The organism is Bradyrhizobium guangzhouense (assembly GCF_004114955.1).
Lineage (GTDB): Bacteria > Pseudomonadota > Alphaproteobacteria > Rhizobiales > Xanthobacteraceae > Bradyrhizobium > Bradyrhizobium guangzhouense.
Map to the genome: position 1 here is coordinate 4158821 of NZ_CP030053.1, position 20185 is coordinate 4179005.

Here is a 20185-nt window from a genome sequence, read left to right on the forward strand (position 1 = left end):
GGCGAGCACCGCCCGCATCGCTTCGGGCTGACATCGCCCATTAACCCCCCGTCCACCATCCGGCTGCCCGCCCGGCCGGTAACCATGGGAATTAACAGACCCTCAATGCACCCTCGACAAATCTACCGATGTTTCTGGAGATTTCCGCCGTGGATTTGTTGGTTTTCGAGTTCCTGGGGTTGGCGCTGGTTGGCATGTGCCTGGTGGTGGTGGCGCTGCCCTGCGCCCGCAAATCCTCGCACCGGATCCGTTACGAATAGGAATTTTGCCCGCTTCAGGCGATTCTGGCCCCGATGCAAGGCTCGAATTCGCTTAGAGCCCCTTGACATCACAGCGCTTTCGGCAGAACGGCTGATACCAAGTGTCATGGGCCGTTCATGGATTTAATTACCACCACCGCTGACCTCGCGGCTGCCTGCAGCCGGCTGGCCAAGCACCCCGTCATTACTGTCGATACCGAGTTCCTGCGCGAGACCACCTATTACCCGCTGCTGTGCGTGGTGCAGATGGCCAGCCCCGAGGAAGCGATCGTCATCGACACCCTGGCCGAGGGTATCGACCTCAAGCCGTTCTTCGAGCTGATGGCCAACGAGGCCGTGCTGAAGGTCTTTCACGCCGCGCGACAGGACATCGAGATCATCTGGCATCAGGCCAATATCATCCCGCATCCGGTGTTCGACACCCAGGTCGCGGCCATGGTGCTCGGCTATGGCGACAGCATCGCCTACGACGCCCTGGTCGAGAAGGTCACCGGCCACCGCCCGGACAAGACCCACCGCTTCACCGACTGGTCGCGCCGGCCGCTGACCAAGGAGCAGATGCATTACGCGGTCTCCGACGTCACGCATTTGCGCGACGTCTTTGCCGCGCTCGACGCGGACCTCAAGAAGCGCCGCCGCAGCGAATGGGTCTCCATCGAGATGGAGATCCTGACCTCACCCAAGACCTACGATTTCCACCCGGAGCGCGCCTGGGAACGGCTGAAGACGCGCGTGCGCAAGCCGAAGGACCTCGCCGTCCTGATGGAGGTCGCAGCCTGGCGGGAGCAGGAGGCCCAGAGCCGCGACGTCCCGCGCGGCCGCGTGCTGCGCGACGAGGCCATCAGCGACATCGCCACCCACGCACCGAACACGCTGGAGAAGCTCGCCCATCTGCGCTCGGTGCCGAAGGGGTTCGAGAAGTCCAAATGGGGCGCGGATATCGTCGCCGCCGTCGAGCGCGGTCTGGCGCGGGATTTCTCGACGCTGCCGAAGCTGGAGAAGCCGCGCAACAATTCCAATGGCGCGGCGACCGTCGAGCTGTTGAAGGTGTTGCTGCGCATGACCGCCGAGCGTCACGCAGTGGCGAGCAAGGTGATCGCGACCGTCGACGATCTCGAAGAGATCGCAGCCGATGACGACGCCGACGTGCCGGCCCTGCGCGGCTGGCGCCGCGAGCTGTTCGGCGATGCCGCGCTGAAGCTCAAGCGCGGCGAGCTCGCGCTTGCGATCGAGAAGGGCCGCGTGATCGGGGTCCAGCGCGCGTAGCTGGCCCACGAACGCCTATGGCTGGCACAATGCCAACCGCGGCGTCATTGCGAGGAGCTCTTGCGACGAGGCAATCCAGACTGTTTGCGAGGAGACATTCTGGATTGCTTCGCTACGCTCGCAATGACGGAATTTGACGCGACAGTGTGACCCTACGCCGGCGTCAGCTTCGCGACCTCCGGCTTCATATCATCCAACACCCCGGTCATCGCCGCGACCAGCTCGTCGATCTGGGCCTTGGTGGTAATCAAGGGCGGGCAGATCGCGATGGCATCGAGCATGTTGCGCGAAATCACGCCGCGCTCCTGCAGCATGCGGCTGGCCATGCCGCCGACGGCGCCGGGCGTCGCGGCCGCAGTCTTGCGGCCCTTGTCCAGCACGAGCTCGAGCGCTGCAATCATGCCGACGCCGCGGACTTCGCCGACCAGCGGATGGCTGATGAGCTCGCGAAGCTTGCCCTGCATGTAGCCGCCGAGCTCGGCGGCATGCGCGACGAGGCCGCGCTCCTCGATGATCCTGAGGTTTTCCAGCGCAACCGCCGAGCCGACCGGATGGCCACCGGCCGTGAAGCCGTGGCCGAGCACGCCGATCTTGTTGCTCTCGTCCGCGATCGGCTCGAACATGCGCTCGTTCATGATGATCGCCGACAGCGGGAAGTAACTGGAGGTGATCTGCTTGGAAACCACGATCGCATCGGGCTTGATGCCGTAGGTCTCGCAGCCGAACATCTTGCCGGTGCGGCCGAAGCCGCAGATCACCTCGTCGGCGATCAGCAGGATGTCGTACTTCTTCAGCACCGCCTGGATCTTGTCCCAATAGGTCGCCGGCGGCACGATGACGCCGCCCGCCCCCATCACCGGCTCGCCGAAGAAGGCGGCGATCGTGTCCGGGCCTTCCTTCTGGATCAGCGCGTCGAGCTCGTCGGCCCGGCGTGTCGCGAAGGCCTCCTCGCCCTCGCCCGGCGCACCGTCCTTGTAGAAATGCGGCGAGCCGGTGTGCAGGATATTTGGCAGCGGCAGGTCGAACGAGCGATGATTGTTCGGAAGGCCCGTGAGGCTGGCGGACGCGATGGTGACGCCGTGATAGGCGCGCATTCGGCTGATGATCTTCTTTTTCTGCGGCTGGCCAAGCGAATTGGAGCGGTAAGCAATCAACTTGAGGACGGTGTCGTTCGCCTCCGAGCCGGAATTGGTGAAGAACACCTTGCTCATCGGCACAGGCGCGAGCGCGACCAGCTTCTCGGCGAGGTCGATCGAAGGCCCGTGCGATTTGGCCGAGAAAGTGTGATAGAAAGGCAGCGCCCGCATCTGCTTGTGCGCGGCTTCCACCAGCCGCTTCTCGTTGAAGCCGAGCCCGACGCTCCACAGGCCCGCCATCGCCTCGAAATAGCGTTTGCCTGACGCGTCGAACACGTAGGGCCCCTCGCCGCGCTCGATCACCAGAGGGCCGGCCTGCTGATGGGCGCGCGCGTTGGTGTAGGCATGGAGCTGGTAGGCCACATCGCGAGCTTCTTGCGAATTGGGCAGCATCGTCATCGCGGGATTCCCTAACTGGTGCGTCATCGGACATCATGACGCAGCCTCCATCCGAAGACGGGGCTTGTCCAAACAAAACGTCGATACCTTGGCTATTGCGGGGCGCCGCAACTTGCAACGCCATTTCGTTGACAGCAGGTGCACATGAGCGTTGCAGGAACGCAGCGCTGGCGTTTCGGCATCTGGCCGCCTCGCCGCGGCTAATTCCGCCGGGCCAGTATGAAAGCAGCGACAGCCGCCACCAGCGCCGGCACCGCCGCCGCGGCAAACAGCGGCTGCGCCCCCATGTCGCGGGCCAGCATCACCCCGCCGACGAGCGGGCCCACGATCGAGCCGATACGGCCGATGCCGAGCGCCCATCCGACGCCCGTCGATCTGATCGCCGTCGGATAGAAAGTCGCCGTCAACGCGTTCGAGGCGATCTGTCCCCCGACGATGCAGAACCCGGACGCAAAGATCGCGATCGTGACCAGGACGATCGAATGGCTGGCCAGGCCGATGGCCGCGACCGCTCCTGCGGCGACCAGATAGGTCAGCGACAGCGCACGAAACGAGAAGCGGTCGATGAATTGGCCGAGCGTCAAGGTGCCGACGACGCCGCCGACCTGGAGCATGGCGCCGATCGCGGCGGCGGTTGATACCGAGACGCCGAGATCGTTCAGCACGGTGGGAAGCCAGTTCGACAGCAGATAGAGATCGAGCAGACTCATGAAGAACACGATCCAGAGCAAAACAGTCACCCATCCGCGCCCCTCCGCAAACAGATGCGCGACGGGCAGGCCCGATAATTTCGGCTCCTGCACGACGAATTTCACCTCGCCCGCGAAGGACGTGTTCGGGGCGATCCTTTTCAGGAGATCGACCACCTCGTGGTCGCGGCCGCCGACCATGGCCAGGAACCGGATCGATTCCGGCAGCGCCCTGAACAGAAACGGCAACAGCAGCAGTGGCACGAGGCCGCCGACCAGAAACACCGCGCGCCAGCCGAAAGCGGGAATGAGCGCGGCGGCGAGCAACCCGCCCAGGGCAGCACCGATCGAAAATCCCGCAAACATGATCATGACAAGGGTGGCGCGACGGCGATGTGGGCTGAATTCGGAGGTCAGCGCCACGGCATTGGGCATGGCGCCGCCGAGACCGAGACCGGTCAGCACACGTAAAGCCATCAACCATTCTGCGTCGGGCGCGAACACGGTGAGCAAGGTCCCGATGCCGAACACCAACGTGCTCGCGAGAATGATGCGACGACGGCCGATCCTGTCGGCCATCGGACCGAAGATCAGCGCGCCGATCATGAGACCAAGAAGACCGGCGCTGAACACTGGCCCGAGGCTGCCGCGCGCGAGCTTCCACTCCTGGGCCACGGCAGGCGCGACATAGCCGATGGCCTGGGTGTCAAAGCCGTCGACGAACAACACCGCGGCACACACCAGCAGCACCCGGATCTGGAAGGCGCCGACCGGCTGACGGTCGACATAGGCGGCGACGTCGATCGTACCAGACGCAACCTCGCCCGCAGCTGTGACAGCCATGCTTAAACCCCTCCCGCCAGCCCCTGCACTATTTTTCTTCTCAAAATCTCTTATAGTGAGACTTCACCTAAGGCAAGCCGCGCCTGCCGCCGCGATTTTGCGATCCCGGCGAATGCCGCTAACAAGGCCAAACGCGAAGCTGGATCGAACCGAAATTGGTCAAGGCAAACAGTCAGGATCGGGTCCTTGCCGTGCTCGATCTCTTCACCGAGGCACGGCCGCAATGGTCGCCGGAGGAACTCATGAAGGAGCTCGGCTACACCAGGCCGACGCTTTATCGTTACCTGAAAAGCCTGAAGGACAGCGGCCTCGTCATGTCGACGCGCGGCGGGCGGTTCGCACTTGGCCCGCGCGTGGTCGAGATGGATTATCTCAGCCGCCGCTCCGATCCGCTGATCGCAACCGCCACGCCGCACCTCGAGCGCCTTTCGGCGACGCATCCCTGCACGGCGCTCGTCGTGCGCTGGTATGGCGAAAAGATGCTCTGCGTGGCCTCGGTTGCCTCTGCGGTCAATCCCGTCAGCAGCTATCCGCGCGGCCGGCCGATGGCGATGGGACGCGGCGCGATCGCGCGATCGATCATGGCCTTCCTACCCAAGCCTCACCTGATGCCCCTGCTGACACGTTATGCGGCGGACCTGCGCAGCGTCGGGGTCGGCACCACGAGCGATGAAATTCTCGCGACACTGAAGCGGGTAAGGCGGGCCGGCGTGGCCGTTGCCTTCGGCGAAGTGACTCCGGGCGCGGTCGGGATTGCAGCTCCCATCCTCGATGCGAATTATCCGATCGCAAGTCTCTGCATCACGATCGGCGGACAACACACAAGGGGCGAAATGATCGATCGGATCAGCCTGGAGGTTCGCGGCGCCGCCCGGCAGATCTCCTCGGCGCTCGATGAAGATCCTTCATAATCTCATATTTTGAGATTTTACTTGACGCCATCCCGGCTCCGACGCAAGACGGCGATCGATCGCGCCTCGTGCGGTGGCAATCGTAGGGAAACGATGTGAGCAACACTCTTCCGGACAATAACGCGCCCGTCGTGATCGTCGGCGGCGGACCGGTCGGAATGGGTCTGGCCATCGGACTTGGCCAGCGGGGCATCAAGACCATCGTGGTCGAGCGCTATGAGGAGCCGCAGCCGATCCCGAAGGGACAGAACCTCACGCAACGGACGATGGAGCATTTCCATTTCTGGGGCGCGGAGGCGGCGCTGCGGGCGGCCCGCACCATTCCACCCGATTACGGCATCGGCGGAATGACCAGCCACGGCACGCTGCTCAGCGGCTATAACTACAACTGGCTCCAGCGCGAACTGGTTCGACCGTTTTACTTCACCGACAATGAGCGCTTGCCCCAATACGCAACCGAAGCCGTGCTGCGGCAACGGGCAGCGCAGCTTCCTGACGTCGACCTGCGCTACGGTTGGACCTGTCAGGACGTGCGATCTGAAGCCGACGGCGTCGTCGTAGAGATCGTCAACGGCGATGGGACGAAGCAGAGCTTGCGCGCCGATTACGTCGTCGGTTGCGACGGGAGCCGGTCAATCTTGCGCGAATGTGCGGGCATCACCCAGACCCGCTCCGACCACGATCGCCTGATGGTCCTCCTGGTGTTTCGCTCCACCGAATTGCACCGCTTGCTCGGCAGGTATCCGGGCAAGTCCTTCTACAACGTGCTGCATCCGGACCTCGAAGGCTACTGGAAGTTCTTCGGCCGGGTCGATCTCGGCACCACCTGGTTCTTCCACGCCCCCGTCCCCGCAGACACCACGCGCGACAATTTCGATTTCCAGCGCCTGCTTCACGAGGCCGCTGGCGCGAAATTCGATGTCGAATTCGAGCACGTCGGATTCTGGGATCTGCGTTTCACGCTCGCCGACAGCTACCGCGCGGGCCGCATCTTCGTCGCGGGGGACGCCGCGCACAGCCACCCGCCTTACGGCGGCTATGGCATCAACAGCGGCTTCGAGGATGCCGTCAATCTGGCGTGGAAGCTCGCTGCAGTCCTGCACGGCTGGGCACCCGCCGGTCTGCTCGACAGCTACGACGCCGAGCGCCGCCCGGTCTTTGCGTCCACTGCGCGCGACTTCATCGAGGCATCGATTTTTCGCGATCGGGATTTTCTGCGGAAGCATGATCCGGCGCGGGATCGGGTGGATTTCGAGGCTGCCTGGCAGGCACGGCATTCCGGCGCGCGCGCGGAGGTCAATGCCTTCGAGCCGAATTACGAGGGATCGCCGATCGTATTCGGCCCTGCCGGCGGCGTCAGCAGCGCGATCGGCTCGCACGCCCATGCCGCGCGCGCCGGCCATCATTTGGCGCCGCAACCTCTGTCGTCGGGCAAAAACGTCTTCGAGGAACTCGGCGACGGCTTCACGCTGATCGATCTGACGGATGGTGCGGGAGCCGCTTTCGAGCGAGCCGCCGTAGCGCTTGGCATCCCGCTGAAAGTGATCCGGGATACCGCCTCGGACGGCCGCGAGGCATACGAGGCGCGATTGATTCTGGTGCGGCCCGATCAGTTTGTTGCTTACGCGGGCAACAACGACGGCGCCGACGCATCTGAGATCCTGAGGCGCGCCGTCGGTCAATCCTGACGAGATCGCCCTGGCCGGCGGCAAGCAAACATCAAGCCGCACCGTCGTCGTCATCGCCGACCGAGTCGATGGCTTCCCTCACCTCGACCAGTGCCATCGACAGTAAATAGACGGTCGTGGGCAGACCGATCCGGCGCGCCGCTTCGAGCGCACACGACAGGTCGCTCGCCAGCTCCTTGAGCTCGTTTCCCCGTGACAATGTCCCGCCTGTCCGTCCGCCGATCGCGTCCGCCTAGACCGCGACGGCGCCGCTGGTCCTGATCAATTCGGCGCAGGACTGCACAGTAGCAAAATTGCCGATGACATTCATCAGCGACTGCTTGTAGTCGCCCGCTTTGCCCGTGGCCGGCTGCCGGCAGGCCACGGCGTCGCCGACCAACCGGTAGCGGTGGCTCCGATGAAACCCTTCGACCACGGTGGCAAGGATGGTCTCGTCGAGGGAAAAGCCCGTCACCACGCAGCGCACGTTACGAAGGCTGGACATATGGTCGGCGAAACGGGAGGAACTGTAAGCCGAAGGCAACGCGTGCTCGAACGTCATTTCGCCCGGGCGGGGCCTCGCCTCCGCGATCCAATCGGTCAGTCTGGATGACGGATCGAACCACGCTGCGTCCGCAACCCGTTTCAGATGCATCACTGGCCAGAGGTTGCTCCGCCACAACGCCAGCAGCTCGAGGCAGCGTAGAATGGCGGCGTCGCCGTCGAGAATGACGTGGCGCCGCCCCGGGATCATATATTCCACCTGGAGGTCCGCGCAGACCAGGACCAGCAGATCGTCATGGAAGATCGGCATTTTCTTGCGCAGAGCTGCACCAGTTTCAGCTATCGGCGAGTGCGAGGTCCCGCAGCGGCGAGGTCACCGCCCGCCCCGCCGAAGCGTCCAGCACGCCCGGACGATCCCAGTCGCCCTCGGGACGGATGATGACGTAGGGATCGCTGTCCAGCGTGATCGCGTCCGGGCCCGGTTCGATCTCCAGCAGCATCTCCGTGTAAGAGAAATCCGAGAAAGTGATCTTTCTGTTATGGCCGAGCGGCTTGGCACCGAAATGGGCCCAGAAGTCCACTAGCCGGTCCTGCGCCTGGCCGTAGATCTTGCGGAACCCCTTGCGCTTCACGAAGTCAATGCTCGCCTGCACCAGCTTGAACGACAGGCGCGAGCGCCGATACTGGTGACGCACCGCAAGCCGTTCCACCTTGGCGAAATCGCCGAAGAAGCGCACCCGTAAACAGCCTGCCGGCTCGTTGCCGATGTAGCCGATGAAATGCGCGGCAACCATGTCATTGCCATCGAATTCCTCATCAAATGGGCAATCCTGCTCGGCGAGATAGACCGCCGAGCGAATGGCCGTGACCAGCATGAGGTCGCTGGGATCGCGCGCGAGGCGGATGGTGATGGCGCGGGAGTCAGACTTGGCGAGGGGAATCCTAGTGCCGTGCATCTGCGTAACTCCTTGCTTGGATGATCGCGCCAGGCATGAGCATCGGCTGCCGATGCCACGGTCGCTCATAACACCAGAGGTCAGGCTGAAAACTGGAGATCGGCTCGAAGCCCGTTGCCTTCATGATTTCGCGTCCGGCCACCGTTGACGGCTGCGCATAGCAGTCCGCGCCGCGAAACCTTATTTGCCGCAGATGAGCCGCAGCTTTGCCAAGGCCGGCGATGCCGCGGCCGGTCGCGGCGATCGCCCAGATGTAGATCGCGGAAACTTCCTCATCCGCCGCGGCGAGATGGCGCGTGTCGGGCGCGGTCAGGCAGATATCATCGAGCAGCAATGCGTCGTGTCCGTGGTCGTTGAGAAACAGGAAGGCCATGCCGCCGAGCAGAGCGCCGTTCCGGGTGAAAGTCAGGATGCTCTGGCGATCGAAGGCAAAATATCTTGCAAGCTCCATCGCCCCGATCTGCACGCCCGGGACCAGCCGGTGCGCCATATCCGAAAGAGCGCCGATTTCCCCGAATTGCGCGCAACGGACATCCACCTCCGGGCTCAGGGGCAAGGCATCGAAATCATGCCTTGCGGCAAACGAGCCCCTTTCCATACTCATGTCGTCCCTCTATCGTTCAGGGGTTTTGTACGCCGCCACGAGCAGAAGCTTAGCGGCTGGAGATCAGGAGTATGCAGCAAGTATCGCACCGGGGTGCTGCATTGATGCAGCACCATGAAGAAGCGCTGAATGCGTCCTGGGACGATTTGAAACTGTTTTTAGCCTGCGCAAAGTTTAAAAGTTTCCGCAACGCTGCCGAAGAGCTCGGGCTCACCTCAACTACATTGATGCGCCGGATCGACCGGCTCGAAGAGAGTATCGGTTGCAAGCTTTTCCTGCGTGACCAGAGCGGCCTCACGCTGAGCGACGAAGGCACCGCAATGATTGCCGACGTCGCGCATATGGAGCGTCACGCCTTCAACGTCTTCCGCCGTGCCTCACGCTCATCGAACGATATGTCGGGCACCGTGCGCGTCGCGGTGACGGAAGGTCCGGGCAACTTCTGGATCCTGCCGCGGCTGATCGATTTCCAAAAGACCTATCGCAAGATCACCGTCGATCTGCGTTGCGCAATGGAGCAGGCGGACGTCGCACGGCTGGAGTCGGACATCGCGATCCAGCTCGAGCCGCCGACCAATCCCGATCTCATCGTCGCCAAGCTCGGCCGGTTGCACATCTACCCCTTCGTCTCCAGGGAGTATGCGAACCTCTACGGCCTGCCCGCCACGCTCGCCGAATTGCCGAACCATCGCATCATCAAGCAGAACGCGCCGCAGGTCGACGACAGCGCCTACGCGCGCGTCCTGGGGCTCAAATCGCTCGAAGGCATCGTCGGGATCAAGACCAACTCTTCCGTAGGCGTGCTCTATGCGGTCGAACGCGGCGCCGGCATCGGCTTCCTGCCGACGGTGTCGATCGCGCTCGGTGCGCCGCTCGTCGCCGTCGACCTCGGCGTCAGCCACCACGCCGACCTTTGGCTCACCTATCACAAGGAGTTCCGCGCCTCCGAGCGGCACAAGATCGTGGTCGACTGGCTGAAGAAGATCTTCGATCCCAAGAGCCATCCGTGCTTCCGCGACGAGTTCATCCATCCGAACACGTTGGTGCCGATGATGACGGCGGCGCGAGACGGCTTTGGATTGTCCGGATACATTGCGGCGACCCCGACGTGAGCGGGAGCGAGCAGTCCCTTCACCACCGATATTCGAAGCCGACGGTGCCTTGGTGCGATCTCAGCTCGTTGCGGAACTTGCCGTCGTAATTGACATACAGCCGCACGGTATTGGTCAGGCTGAGCGAGGCCGAGGCGCCGGCGTCCATCCCGTAACGGCTCTCGCCGACGCCGGGCACGATGATGTTTTGGGTGCCGAGGCTGACCTGCACCGTGCCGAGGTCCTGATAGAAATTGTCGACGAACTTGCCGTACGCCGAGAGGTCCAGGATCTTCCGGTCGAAGATGAAGTAACGCCCGACCTCGGCGCCGATCATGACGCGCGCACGCGAGATTGCGCTCGAGCCGACGTTGAGGGGATCGAGTCCTCCGGCCTCCTGGAATGCTGCGCTGGTGGCGCGCACATATTCGATCCCGCCCTTGGGCACGATGCGCATCTGATCCTTGGTCCAGTAATAGTTGATCTCGGTGAGCGCACCGTCGACCGCGGCGTGATAGCCTGCAACGGCAAGGCCGAAGCCGGTATCGCGGGCCGAATGCACCTTGCCGAAACCGTGCACCAACGCGAAGGCCCAGGTCCAAGGTCCGTTGTCGACGGAACCGTTGAAACCGATCTGCGTCAGGTCGAGCGTCGCCGACTGAAGCGCGAGCGGCACGTCGACATCGGTGTGGCTCTGGTCGACGGAGAAGCCCAGATTGACGCCCGGCGCAACACGCGCACCGAAGCCGGCGACACCGCCAAACGTCGTTCGCTTGTCACCCACGAAATCCCCCTGCGGATCAGTGCGGACCGAGATGCCGTATCCCTCGTACCAGGTGCGGTAGCGCGGATCCTCTGCGCTTTCCGACGCACCACCGCCGCCGGGATTGGAGCGCGAGCCCCTGATGATGCCGCTCGAGGCCTGGTTGCCCAGCCGCTCCAGAAAATTCGAGCCCAGATTGAGCGTGCTGTTGCCGGCCGACTGGTTGGCATTGCTCGACGTCGCGCTCGGGGTCGGCGAAGGTGACGGCGACGGCGATGGCGATGGCGATGGCGACGGGGTGGGCGTCGGCGTGGGCGTTGGCGTTGACGTCGGAGTCGGTGTCGGTGTCTGCGCAAAGGCCGCCGTCGCCGGTAGCATCGCAGCAACCGCGAGTACCATGGCGATCGCCGTCACGATCCGGCGGACACGGTCCAGCCCGATCATCTGCCGTATCCCGGTGGCTGCCGAGTGCAGCACATGACGACCAATCCCAAAGCAAAATGGCGGCCCGCAAAAATACAACCTGAAGGGCGCGCAGGCGCGACGATTTGTGCTGAACTACCATGAGGGGTCAACCGGTCCGCAGGCTTCCGCCACGGCGATTGCGTCCGATTGTGGTTCCAGGGCCACAGGTCGCAAATTGCAGCGGGACGTCTCCGGTGCGGTCTTGAAGTTTGCACGCAGCTTGCTAGCGCACGGTTTTCGTGTTGGAATATCGTACACAATCGGAATTGGCCGCTCGGCTGTGCGTTTCGCGACAGGCTCAAGACTCGAACAGACTTCCGGAAGCCCGTTTGTGACGTGGCACGCGAAAAGCGGCCGCGTCTTTTTAGTATCTAGCGGAGGAGACTAAGGATGCCACAAAAGGGCACCGTCAAATGGTTCAACCCGACCAAGGGCTACGGGTTCATCAAGCCGAACGGCGGCGACAAGGACGTGTTCGTCCACATTTCGGCCGTCGAGCGTGCCGGACTTTCGACCCTCAATGAAAACCAGGTGGTTGAATACGACCTCGTGGAGAACCGCGGCAAATCGTCCGCGGAGAACCTCAAGGTCTCCTGATTTCTCTCAAGTCTAAGCAACGAGAGGTCATGACGATGCCCCCGGCTCTGCCGGGGGATTTTGTTTGGGGCGACGAAACGCGAGTAGCTTCAGGTCGCCACCGGCGCAATCAGGAAATTCTCCGACGCCCCACTCCCCACCGTCTTGCAGACGTCGCCCTCGATCCTGACCTTACCGGTCGCAAGCAGGCTCAGCGCGGCCGGATAGATGCGGTGCTCGACTTCGAGGATGCGCTCCGACAGCGTCTCGGCCGTGTCGTGATCGCTGACGGGGACAGCGCCCTGCATCACGATCGGGCCGGCGTCGGTCTCGGGGATCACGAAGTGCACCGTCGCGCCAGACAACTTGACGCCGGCGCGCAAGGCCTGGCCGTGCGGGTCGAGGCCGGGGAACGACGGCAACAGCGAGGGATGGATGTTGAGCATCCGCCCGTACCAGGCCCTGGCAAACTCCGCCGTGAAGAGGCGCATGAAGCCGCCGAGGCAAATCAGCTCGATGCCGTGCTCATCGAGCGCGGCCTGCAGCACCTTCTCGAAGCCGGCGCGATCCTTGCCGAACGGCTTGCTCTCGATCACCTGCGTCTTGACGCCGGCCGCCCTGGCTCTTTCGAGCCCGACGGCGTCGGCCTTGTTCGAGATGACGAGCGTAATCTCCGCGGGGAAATCTAGCACGCTGGCTGCCTTGATCAGCGCCGACATGTTGGAGCCGCGGCCGGAAATCAGGATGGCGACGCGCCGTTTGATCGCAGCGCCAGTCATCACAGCGCCATGTCGAGATGACCGTTATAGACGACGCGGTGCTCGCCCTCGGCCGGGATCACGGTGCCGAGCAGGGCCACGGTCTCGCCGGCATCCGTGAAGACCCGCATGACCGCGTCGACCTTTTCGGGCTCGACGATCGCAATCATCCCGATGCCGCAGTTGAAGGTCCGGAGCATTTCGAGCTCGGCGATGCCGGCCTGGGCGGCCAGCCATTTAAACACCGGCAACACCGGCAGGCGTGCCAGATCAATGCCGACGCCAAGATGTGTAGGCAGCACACGCGGAATGTTGTCAGTGAAACCGCCGCCGGTGATGTGGGCGAGGCCCTTCACCGCACCGGTCTCGCGGATCGCCCGCAGGCAGGATTTGACGTAGAGCTTCGTCGGCGTCAGCAACGCGCCGCCAAGCGTCATGACAGGGGCAAACGGCGCCGGCGCCTCGAAGCCGAGGCCGGATTGTTCCACGATCTTGCGCACCAGCGAGAAGCCGTTGGAGTGCACGCCCGATGAGGCGAGACCAATCACGGCATCGCCCGCGGCGATGTCCTTGCGCGGCAACAGCGTGCCGCGTTCGGCGGCACCCACGGCAAAGCCGCCGAGATCGTAGTCGCCATCCTTGTAGAGGCCCGGCATCTCCGCGGTCTCGCCGCCGATCAGGGCACAGCCGGACTCGCGGCAGCCCTCGGCGACGCCTGCCACGATGGCGGCGGTGGCCTCCGGGTCGAGCTTGCCGCAGGCGAAATAGTCGAGGAAGAACAGCGGCTCGGCGCCCTGCACCACGAGGTCGTTGACGCTCATGGCGACGAGGTCGATGCCGATCCCGCCATGCAGGCCGGTGTCGATCGCGATCTTGACCTTGGTGCCGACGCCGTCGGTGGCCGCGACCAAGACAGGATCCTTGAAGCCGGCCGCCTTGAGGTCGAACAGGCCGCCGAATCCGCCGATCTCGGCATCCGCGCCCGGCCGTGCGGTGGCGCGCACCATCGGCTTGATCAGGTCGACCAGGCGGTTGCCCGCGTCGATATCGACGCCTGAATCGGCGTAAGTGAGGCCGTTTTTGCGGTCGGTCATGCCCGATTTCCAGTGGGTTTGCGGCTGGTTACGTCGAATTCCGGGGACGCGCAATGGCAAGCGTGGCGCCCCGCCCTATACTATGTAGAGATATCAACCGGTTCAGCCTCTTAGAGGCCGGATTCTAAGGTCAGGTCGGGTGCCGGGAAGCGCCGTGTGAGTATTCCGAACATCATTACCCTGGGCCGCATCATGCTGGTCCCGATCATCGTCTGGGCCATCGTGTCGAGCCAAATGGAGGTGGCGTTCGCCGTGTTCCTCATCGCGGGCATCAGCGATGCCGTCGACGGCTTTCTGGCCAAGCGCTTCAACATGACCAGCGAGCTCGGCGCCCTGCTCGATCCACTGGCCGACAAGGCGCTGCTGGTGTCGATCTACCTCTCGCTCGGCATCTGGGGCGACATCCCGCGCTGGATCGTGATCCTGGTGGTGTCCCGCGACATCATGATCGTCACCGCGGTGATCGTGTCCTGGCTGTTCGACAAGCCGGTCGAAATGAGGCCTTCCAAAGTATCCAAGCTGAACACAGCGGCACAAGTGGCTTATGCGGCGCTGGTGCTGGCCGCCCTCGCCTTCGGCTTCAAGCCGTCGCCGTATGATATGGTCCTGATAGGGCTCGTCACGGTGTTCACCCTGTCCTCGGTGTCGCTCTATCTCGTAGAGTGGCTGCGGCACATGAGCACGATCGAAGCCAAATGAGGGGGATGCGGCCCCGCAAAAGGCCAAGTCCCGATCAAATAAGTCTACCCTCGTCAGACAAGGCCGGCGCGCCGGCACGGAGCAAAGCAAGCGTGGCAGGCCGCGTTCATCCCCGACAATTGGCATTTTCGCTTCCGCATGCGGAGAGCCTCGGCCGGGACAATTTCCTCGAGGGCCCTGCCAATGCTGCCGGTCTTGCCTTGATTGACAGCTGGCCGGAATGGCCGAACCGGATCATGTGGCTTGCCGGCCCCGAAGGCTCCGGCAAAAGCCATCTCGCCGCGATCTGGGCCGAGGAATCAGGCGCTCGCTCCACTACGGCCAACGCGCTGAATGCCGCCGCCGTGCCCGGCGCGCTCGCGACCGGCGCGCTGGTGGTCGAGGATCTCAAGGCTGGTGATTTTGACGAGCGTGCGCTCTTTCATCTGATGAACCTCGCGCGCGAGGACGGCGCCTACGTGCTGTTCACCGGACGCGAGGCGCCCGCAGCGGTCGAGGTCGAGCTCCGCGACCTGCGCTCCCGGCTTCGGACGATCCCTGTGATTTCGCTCGCGCCACCGGATGACCAGCTTTTCCGCGGCCTGATCGTCAAGTTCTGCGCGGACCGCCAGCTTGCTGTGGACGAGGCTGTTGTGAGCTACCTCGCGACCCGGCTGGAGCGCTCCTCGGCCGCGGCACGGCGCGCGGTGGAACTGCTCGATAGCGAGGCGCTGCGGCTCGGCCGTCCCGTCACACGGGCGCTGGCCGCAGAGCTGCTTCGGGACGTTTAGACCTCCCATTGACGCTCCCCTTTGACCCGCTTGACGCGGCGCGGCGGCGGAACATCAATGTCATCGAAACGTCATCGCATTAACACATGCTCCCGCCGGTTTTGCGCGTAAGTCGCAAATTGGGGCGAAATGGATGGACCGACTTCTCATGGACTCCGCGCAAGCTATTGAAACGAAAGAAAAAGCCACGGAGACCGAGGGCCTGCCGGCGATCGCCTCAAGCCCCGAGCGATTTATCAATCGCGAGCTGTCCTGGCTGCATTTCAACCGTCGCGTCCTGGAGGAATCGGTCAACCCCAGCCACCCCATGCTGGAGCGGGTGCGATTCCTGTCGATTTCGGCAAATAACCTCGACGAGTTCTTCATGGTCCGCGTCGCCGGCATCAAGGCGCAGGTCCGCGAGGGCATTGCCGAGCGGGCGCCCGACGGACTGACCCCCTCTGAGCAGCTCGCGTTGATCAACCGCACGGTTTCACAGCTCGCCAGCGACCAGCAGGCGATCTGGCGCGAGCTGCGCGGCACGCTGGCCGACGTCGGCATCGTGCTTGTCGATGGCAAGGAGGTCACCAAGGCGGAACGGACCTGGCTCGAGGACTACTTCCTCAACAACGTATTCCCGCTACTGACACCGCTGGCGATCGATCCGGCCCATCCCTTCCCGTTCATCCCGAGCCTCGGCTTCACCATCGCGCTCCAACTCACGCGCGAGGCCGATGGCAAGCCGATGAATGCGCTGATCCGCATGCCCGGCAAGATCGATCGCTTCATCCGCCTGCCGGCCGAGGGCAAGGTCCGCCTGATCTCGCTGGAGCAGGCCACCAGCCTGTTCATCAACCGTCTGTTTCCCGGCTACAGCCTCCACGGCCAGGGCGCCTTCCGTATCATCCGCGACTCCGAGCTCGAAATCGAGGAAGAAGCCGAAGACCTCGTCCGCCTGTTCGAGACCGCGCTGAAGCGCCGCCGCCGCGGATCGGTGATCCGGCTCGAGATCGACGCCAAGATGCCGGAGGAGCTGCGCAGCTTCGTGCAGCACGCACTCTCGGCCGCCGACGACGAGGTATTCCTGGTCGACGGCGTGCTCGCCATGAACGAGCTCTCGCAGCTCACCAGGCTCGACCGGCCTGATCTCGAATTCACCCCTTACGTGCCGCGCCATCCCGAGCGCGTCCGCGAGCATGGCGGCGACATCTTCGCGGCGATCCGGCAAAAGGACCTGATCGTCCACCACCCCTACGAATCCTTCGACGTGGTGGTGCAGTTCCTGCAACAGGCCGCGCGCGACCCCGACGTCGTCGCGATCAAGCAGACGCTCTACCGCACCTCCAATAACTCGCCGATCGTGCGTGCGCTCGCCGAGGCTGCGGAAGCCGGCAAGTCCGTCACCGCGCTGATCGAGCTGAAAGCGCGTTTCGACGAAGAGGCCAATATCCGCTGGGCACGCGACCTGGAGCGCGCCGGCGTGCAGGTCGTCTACGGCTTCCTCGAACTGAAGACGCACGCAAAGCTCTCGATGGTGGTGCGCCGCGAGGGCGGCAGCCTCACCACCTACGTCCATACCGGCACGGGCAATTATCATCCGGTTACAGCGCGTATCTATACGGACCTGTCCTATTTCACCTCGGAGCCGACCATCGGCCGCGACGCCGCGCGCGTGTTCAACTTCATCACGGGCTATGCCGCGCCGAGTGATCTTGAAAAGATGGCTGTGTCGCCGCTGACCTTGCGCAAGCGCATCATCGAGCACATCCAGGGCGAGACCGAGCACGCCCGTCATGGCAAGCCCGGTGCGGTCTGGATGAAGATGAATGCGCTTGTCGACCCCGACATCATCGACGCGCTCTACGAGGCCTCACAAGCTGGCGTGCAGGTCGAGCTCGTGGTCCGTGGCATCTGCTGCCTGCGCCCCGGAATCCCCGGCCTGTCGGAGAATATCCGCGTCAAGTCGATCATCGGACGATTCCTGGAACACGGCCGAATCTACTGTTTCGGCATGGGCCAGGGCCTGCCGAGCGCGAAAGCGGCTGTGTATATCTCGTCGGCCGATATGATGCCGCGCAACCTCGACCGCCGTGTCGAGGTGCTGTGTCCGCTGCAAAATCCCACGGTGCATCAGCAGGTTCTCGAACAGATCATGGTCGCGAATCTGAAGGACAACGAGCAGAGCTGGCAATTGTTGCCGGACGGGTCCTCAACGCGTATGAAGACCGCGAAGGGCGAGGAGCCTTTCAACGTGCACAATTACTTCATGACAAATCCGAGTCTGTCTGGCCGTGGAAAGTCTCTCAAGGAATCCTCGCCGCGTCGTCTCACGCGCCGAAACGAACGCCATCAGCCCTGACCGGAGAACTTTGCCGTGAAACGGCCGCGCAAGCGTGGCGCTAGCGTCGCGGTCATCGACATCGGCTCCAACTCGGTTCGTCTCGTCGTCTACGAGGCGTTGGCACGGAGCCTGATTCCGATCTTCAACGAGAAGACGCTGTGCGGCCTCGGGCGCGAGGTGCAGAGCACGGGGCTGCTCGCGCCCGACGCCGTCGACAAGGCACTGACGTCTCTGAAGCGTTTTCGCGCGCTGTGCCGCGTGATGCAGGTCGGCCGCGTGTTCGCGATCGCGACCGCTGCGTGCCGCGATGCTTCCAACGGCCCCGACTTCATCGCGAAAGCCGAGCGCATCTGCGCGGTGAAGATCGAGATACTGTCAGGGCCGCGTGAGGCAAAACTGTCGGCGCTCGGCGTGATCTCGGGCATTCACCGTCCCGACGGCATCGTCGGCGATCTCGGCGGCGGCTCGCTCGAACTGATCGATGTGCGCGGCAACAGCGTGCGCAGCGGCGTGACACTGCCGCTTGGCGGCCTCGCGCTCCAAGACCTCGCTCATAAATCGCTCAAGCGCGCCGATCGCATCGTGCGCGAGGCGATCGACGATGTCGACCTGCTCACGGCCGGCCGCCGCCGTACCTTCTATGCAGTCGGCGGCACCTGGCGCGCGCTTGCGCGCATCCACATCATCCAGAGCGGCTATCCGCTCCAGGTGATGCACGGCTATTCCATACAAGCGGCCGAGGCGCTCGATTTTGCACGCCGCTTACGGCGCCTCGCCGCCGCCAACATGCTCGCCGACATCGAGGTCGTCGCGGATGCGCGGCGCCCGCTCCTCACCTATGCAGCGCTCGTGCTCGAGCACATCGTGCGCGTCGCAAAGCCGAAAACCATCGTGTTCTCGACCTTCGGCGTGCGCGAAGGCCTGCTGCACGAGAAGCTGCCGGAGACCGAGCGCAACAAGGACGGGCTGATCTGCGCGGCCGAGGAGTTGAACCAGCTGCTGTCGCGCTCGGCGAAGCACGCCCGCGAGCTGATTGCCTGGACCGATCGCCTCGCACGCGTGGTCAAGCTGCGCGAGACCGAGGAGGACCGCCGCCTGCGCCACACCGCCTGTCTTCTGTCCGACATCGGCTGGCGCGTCCATCCTGATCATCGCGGCGAGCAGACGCTGAGCCTCGTGGTCAACGCCAATTTCGGTGCGATCGACCATCGCGAGCGCGCCTTCGTCGGACTGTCGGTATTCTATCGCTATGCGGGCCTCAGCGAGGAGAACCAGCCGCCGCTGACCATGCAGGAATTGCTGACGCCGGCGCAGCTCGAGCGCGCCCGCCTGCTCGGCGCGGCGTTCCGCGTCGCGCATCTGATCTCGGCGGCGCGACCGGGTGTATTGCCGGCCACGCATTTTCGCAGCCAGGGCCGCAATCTGATGCTGGTGTTCGAGCACCGTCTCGGCGATCTCGTCGCCGATCGCGTCGGCAGCCGCTTCAAGCAGCTCGCCCGCCTGATCGGGCGCAGCGGCTCGATCGTGCGGCGGTAGTTCTCTTACTCGGCGGACGCCTTGGCGTGTGCGTCGGACGCTTCGAGCGCAGCGGCCTGCAGGCTGCGCCGGCGCCAGATCGAGCCGACCAGCAACACGACGACGACGCCGAGCGCGGCACAGAGATATTCGGCGCCACCACCGCCATGGGCGAATTGCGGCGGGACATGCAGAGTGCCGAGCATCTGGTCCAGCGAGACGCCGAACGGACCTTCGGCGAGGGAATGCAGCTTCGGTGCGATGCCGGGATCGGTCGCGATCACCTCGCCTGCGATCCAGCCGAGCAATGCCGCGCCAGCCCAGACCAGAATAGGCAGCTTCGTCAGCAGCGCCATAATCAGCGCCGCGCCGGCAACGATGAGCGGCACGCTGATGGCAAGGCCGAGCACCAGCAGCGGCACGCTGCCATTGGCGGCAGCGGCGACCGCAATGACATTGTCCAGGCTCATGACGATGTCGGCAACGACGACGATCTGCACCGCCTGCCACAGATGCGAGGCGGACTCGACGTCCTCTTCCTCGTTCTCCGGCACCAGCAACTTTGCCGCGATCACGATCAGCGCGAAGCCACCGACCAGCTTCAGGTACGGCAGCGCCATCAGGCTTGCGACGACGCCGGTGAAGATGATCCGCAGCAGCACTGCGGCGCCCGCGCCTAACACCATGCCCCACAGCCGGTGCCGCGGCTTGAGGCCGCGGCAGGCGAGCGCGATCACCAGCGCGTTGTCGCCGGAGAGCAGGATGTTGATCCAGATGATCTTGCCGACCGCGATCCAGAAGGTCGGCTCGGCCATCTCATTGCGGAACTGGGTGAAGAATGCCCCGATCGTGGCGGGATCGAAGATCTGCCCGAGCCAGTTCACAATGAGTCCCCTGTC

Annotated in this window: 20 protein-coding genes; 10 read left to right on the plus strand and 10 right to left on the minus strand. The window is 63.9% G+C overall.

Annotated features, from left to right (window positions below):
* The first annotated feature begins 128 nt into the window (after positions 1 to 128).
* Positions 129 to 260 (plus strand): hypothetical protein, encoded by a 132-nt coding sequence (locus XH91_RS39920; protein WP_256439977.1) that lies wholly within the window; start codon positions 129 to 131, stop codon positions 258 to 260.
* A 117-nt stretch (positions 261 to 377) separates the two neighbouring features.
* The gene (rnd, locus tag XH91_RS20085) at positions 378 to 1526 is read left to right on the plus strand and encodes a ribonuclease D (protein ID WP_128952175.1); all 1149 of its coding nucleotides are present in this window, start codon (positions 378 to 380) and stop codon (positions 1524 to 1526) included.
* A 152-nt stretch (positions 1527 to 1678) separates the two neighbouring features.
* Here rnd and XH91_RS20090 read toward each other — a convergent pair whose 3' ends face one another.
* Together XH91_RS20090 and XH91_RS20095 are read right to left on the minus strand one after the other, a co-directional pair.
* The gene (locus XH91_RS20090; RefSeq protein WP_128952176.1) at positions 1679 to 3061 is read right to left on the minus strand and encodes an aspartate aminotransferase family protein; all 1383 of its coding nucleotides are present in this window, start codon (positions 3059 to 3061) and stop codon (positions 1679 to 1681) included.
* A gap of 200 nt (positions 3062 to 3261) precedes the next feature.
* The gene (locus tag XH91_RS20095; RefSeq protein ID WP_164934227.1) at positions 3262 to 4593 is read right to left on the minus strand and encodes an MFS transporter; all 1332 of its coding nucleotides are present in this window, start codon (positions 4591 to 4593) and stop codon (positions 3262 to 3264) included.
* Between the two features lie 155 nt (positions 4594 to 4748).
* Here XH91_RS20095 and XH91_RS20100 point away from each other — a divergent pair, with 155 nt between their 5' ends.
* Positions 4749 to 5504 carry an IclR family transcriptional regulator gene (locus tag XH91_RS20100; protein WP_128952177.1) on the plus strand — a complete coding sequence of 252 codons (756 nt, stop codon included), beginning with the start codon at positions 4749 to 4751 and terminating at the stop codon, positions 5502 to 5504.
* Positions 5505 to 5599: 95 nt separating this feature from the next.
* Positions 5600 to 7192 (plus strand): FAD-dependent monooxygenase, encoded by a 1593-nt coding sequence (locus XH91_RS20105; protein ID WP_283813048.1) that lies wholly within the window; start codon positions 5600 to 5602, stop codon positions 7190 to 7192.
* 31 nt (positions 7193 to 7223) lie between these two features.
* Here XH91_RS20105 and XH91_RS38945 read toward each other — a convergent pair whose 3' ends face one another.
* Genes XH91_RS38945 through XH91_RS20120 form a run of 4 tightly spaced genes read right to left on the minus strand, consistent with a single transcriptional unit; the run spans position 7224 to position 9235 of the window.
* Positions 7224 to 7391 (minus strand): hypothetical protein, encoded by a 168-nt coding sequence (locus XH91_RS38945; protein WP_164934226.1) that lies wholly within the window; start codon positions 7389 to 7391, stop codon positions 7224 to 7226.
* Positions 7392 to 7424: 33 nt separating this feature from the next.
* Complete coding sequence (locus XH91_RS20110; RefSeq protein WP_128952178.1) at positions 7425 to 7985, minus strand: isochorismatase family protein; 561 nt, start codon at positions 7983 to 7985, stop codon at positions 7425 to 7427.
* A 25-nt stretch (positions 7986 to 8010) separates the two neighbouring features.
* Positions 8011 to 8631, minus strand: coding sequence for a GNAT family N-acetyltransferase (locus XH91_RS20115; protein ID WP_128952179.1), 621 nt, complete (start codon positions 8629 to 8631; stop codon positions 8011 to 8013).
* On the minus strand, positions 8618 to 9235 hold the full coding sequence (locus tag XH91_RS20120; RefSeq protein ID WP_164934225.1) for a hypothetical protein: 618 nt from the start codon (positions 9233 to 9235) through the stop codon (positions 8618 to 8620). Before XH91_RS20120 ends, XH91_RS20115 begins: the two co-directional genes overlap by 14 nt.
* Before the next feature lie 71 nt (positions 9236 to 9306).
* Here XH91_RS20120 and XH91_RS20125 point away from each other — a divergent pair, with 71 nt between their 5' ends.
* A complete protein-coding gene (locus XH91_RS20125; protein WP_128952180.1) occupies positions 9307 to 10347 on the plus strand; it encodes a LysR family transcriptional regulator in 1041 nt (346 codons plus the stop codon).
* Between the two features lie 19 nt (positions 10348 to 10366).
* Here XH91_RS20125 and XH91_RS20130 read toward each other — a convergent pair whose 3' ends face one another.
* Positions 10367 to 11533 carry an autotransporter outer membrane beta-barrel domain-containing protein gene (locus XH91_RS20130; protein WP_128952181.1) on the minus strand — a complete coding sequence of 389 codons (1167 nt, stop codon included), beginning with the start codon at positions 11531 to 11533 and terminating at the stop codon, positions 10367 to 10369.
* 411 nt (positions 11534 to 11944) lie between these two features.
* Between XH91_RS20130 and XH91_RS20140 the strand changes: the two genes are divergently transcribed.
* Complete coding sequence (locus tag XH91_RS20140) at positions 11945 to 12151, plus strand: cold-shock protein (protein ID WP_008551638.1); 207 nt, start codon at positions 11945 to 11947, stop codon at positions 12149 to 12151.
* An 89-nt stretch (positions 12152 to 12240) separates the two neighbouring features.
* Here XH91_RS20140 and purN read toward each other — a convergent pair whose 3' ends face one another.
* Both purN and purM read right to left on the minus strand, forming a co-directional pair.
* A complete protein-coding gene (gene purN, locus XH91_RS20145; RefSeq protein WP_128952182.1) occupies positions 12241 to 12909 on the minus strand; it encodes a phosphoribosylglycinamide formyltransferase in 669 nt (222 codons plus the stop codon).
* The gene (purM, locus tag XH91_RS20150) at positions 12909 to 13982 is read right to left on the minus strand and encodes a phosphoribosylformylglycinamidine cyclo-ligase (RefSeq protein WP_128952183.1); all 1074 of its coding nucleotides are present in this window, start codon (positions 13980 to 13982) and stop codon (positions 12909 to 12911) included. The genes purN and purM overlap by 1 nt, the downstream gene beginning before the upstream one ends.
* A 156-nt stretch (positions 13983 to 14138) precedes the next feature.
* Here purM and XH91_RS20155 point away from each other — a divergent pair, with 156 nt between their 5' ends.
* The 4 genes from XH91_RS20155 (at position 14139) to ppx (ending at position 19307) form a co-directional block, all read left to right on the plus strand.
* Complete coding sequence (locus XH91_RS20155; protein WP_128952184.1) at positions 14139 to 14681, plus strand: CDP-alcohol phosphatidyltransferase family protein; 543 nt, start codon at positions 14139 to 14141, stop codon at positions 14679 to 14681.
* Between the two features lie 92 nt (positions 14682 to 14773).
* Complete coding sequence (locus tag XH91_RS20160; protein ID WP_128952185.1) at positions 14774 to 15451, plus strand: P-loop NTPase family protein; 678 nt, start codon at positions 14774 to 14776, stop codon at positions 15449 to 15451.
* Between the two features lie 148 nt (positions 15452 to 15599).
* Positions 15600 to 17789, plus strand: a complete 2190-nt coding sequence (locus tag XH91_RS20165) for an RNA degradosome polyphosphate kinase (RefSeq protein ID WP_164934232.1) — start codon at positions 15600 to 15602, stop codon at positions 17787 to 17789.
* Positions 17790 to 17804: 15 nt separating this feature from the next.
* The gene (ppx, locus tag XH91_RS20170; RefSeq protein WP_128952186.1) at positions 17805 to 19307 is read left to right on the plus strand and encodes an exopolyphosphatase; all 1503 of its coding nucleotides are present in this window, start codon (positions 17805 to 17807) and stop codon (positions 19305 to 19307) included.
* Positions 19308 to 19312: 5 nt separating this feature from the next.
* Here ppx and XH91_RS20175 read toward each other — a convergent pair whose 3' ends face one another.
* Entirely contained in the window at positions 19313 to 20170 is an 858-nt protein-coding gene (locus tag XH91_RS20175) for a TerC family protein (protein WP_128952187.1), read from the minus strand.
* Between the last annotated feature and the right edge of the window lie 15 nt (positions 20171 to 20185).

Bases quoted from the DNA above. Each gene is read 5' to 3' on its own strand.
- purN (WP_128952182.1), bottom strand. From the start codon at position 12,909: ATGACTGGCGCTGCGATCAAACGGCGCGTCGCCATCCTGATTTCCGGC.
- XH91_RS20140 (WP_008551638.1), top strand. From the start codon at position 11,945: ATGCCACAAAAGGGCACCGTCAAATGGTTCAACCCGACCAAGGGCTAC.
- XH91_RS20165 (WP_164934232.1), top strand. From the start codon at position 15,600: ATGGACTCCGCGCAAGCTATTGAAACGAAAGAAAAAGCCACGGAGACC.
- XH91_RS39920 (WP_256439977.1), top strand. From the start codon at position 129: ATGTTTCTGGAGATTTCCGCCGTGGATTTGTTGGTTTTCGAGTTCCTG.
- XH91_RS20130 (WP_128952181.1), bottom strand. From the start codon at position 11,533: ATGATCGGGCTGGACCGTGTCCGCCGGATCGTGACGGCGATCGCCATG.
- XH91_RS20120 (WP_164934225.1), bottom strand. From the start codon at position 9,235: ATGAGTATGGAAAGGGGCTCGTTTGCCGCAAGGCATGATTTCGATGCC.
- XH91_RS20110 (WP_128952178.1), bottom strand. From the start codon at position 7,985: ATGCCGATCTTCCATGACGATCTGCTGGTCCTGGTCTGCGCGGACCTC.
- XH91_RS20090 (WP_128952176.1), bottom strand. From the start codon at position 3,061: ATGACGATGCTGCCCAATTCGCAAGAAGCTCGCGATGTGGCCTACCAG.
- rnd (WP_128952175.1), top strand. From the start codon at position 378: ATGGATTTAATTACCACCACCGCTGACCTCGCGGCTGCCTGCAGCCGG.
- XH91_RS20115 (WP_128952179.1), bottom strand. From the start codon at position 8,631: ATGCACGGCACTAGGATTCCCCTCGCCAAGTCTGACTCCCGCGCCATC.
- XH91_RS20125 (WP_128952180.1), top strand. From the start codon at position 9,307: ATGCAGCAAGTATCGCACCGGGGTGCTGCATTGATGCAGCACCATGAA.
- XH91_RS20095 (WP_164934227.1), bottom strand. From the start codon at position 4,593: ATGGCTGTCACAGCTGCGGGCGAGGTTGCGTCTGGTACGATCGACGTC.
- purM (WP_128952183.1), bottom strand. From the start codon at position 13,982: ATGACCGACCGCAAAAACGGCCTCACTTACGCCGATTCAGGCGTCGAT.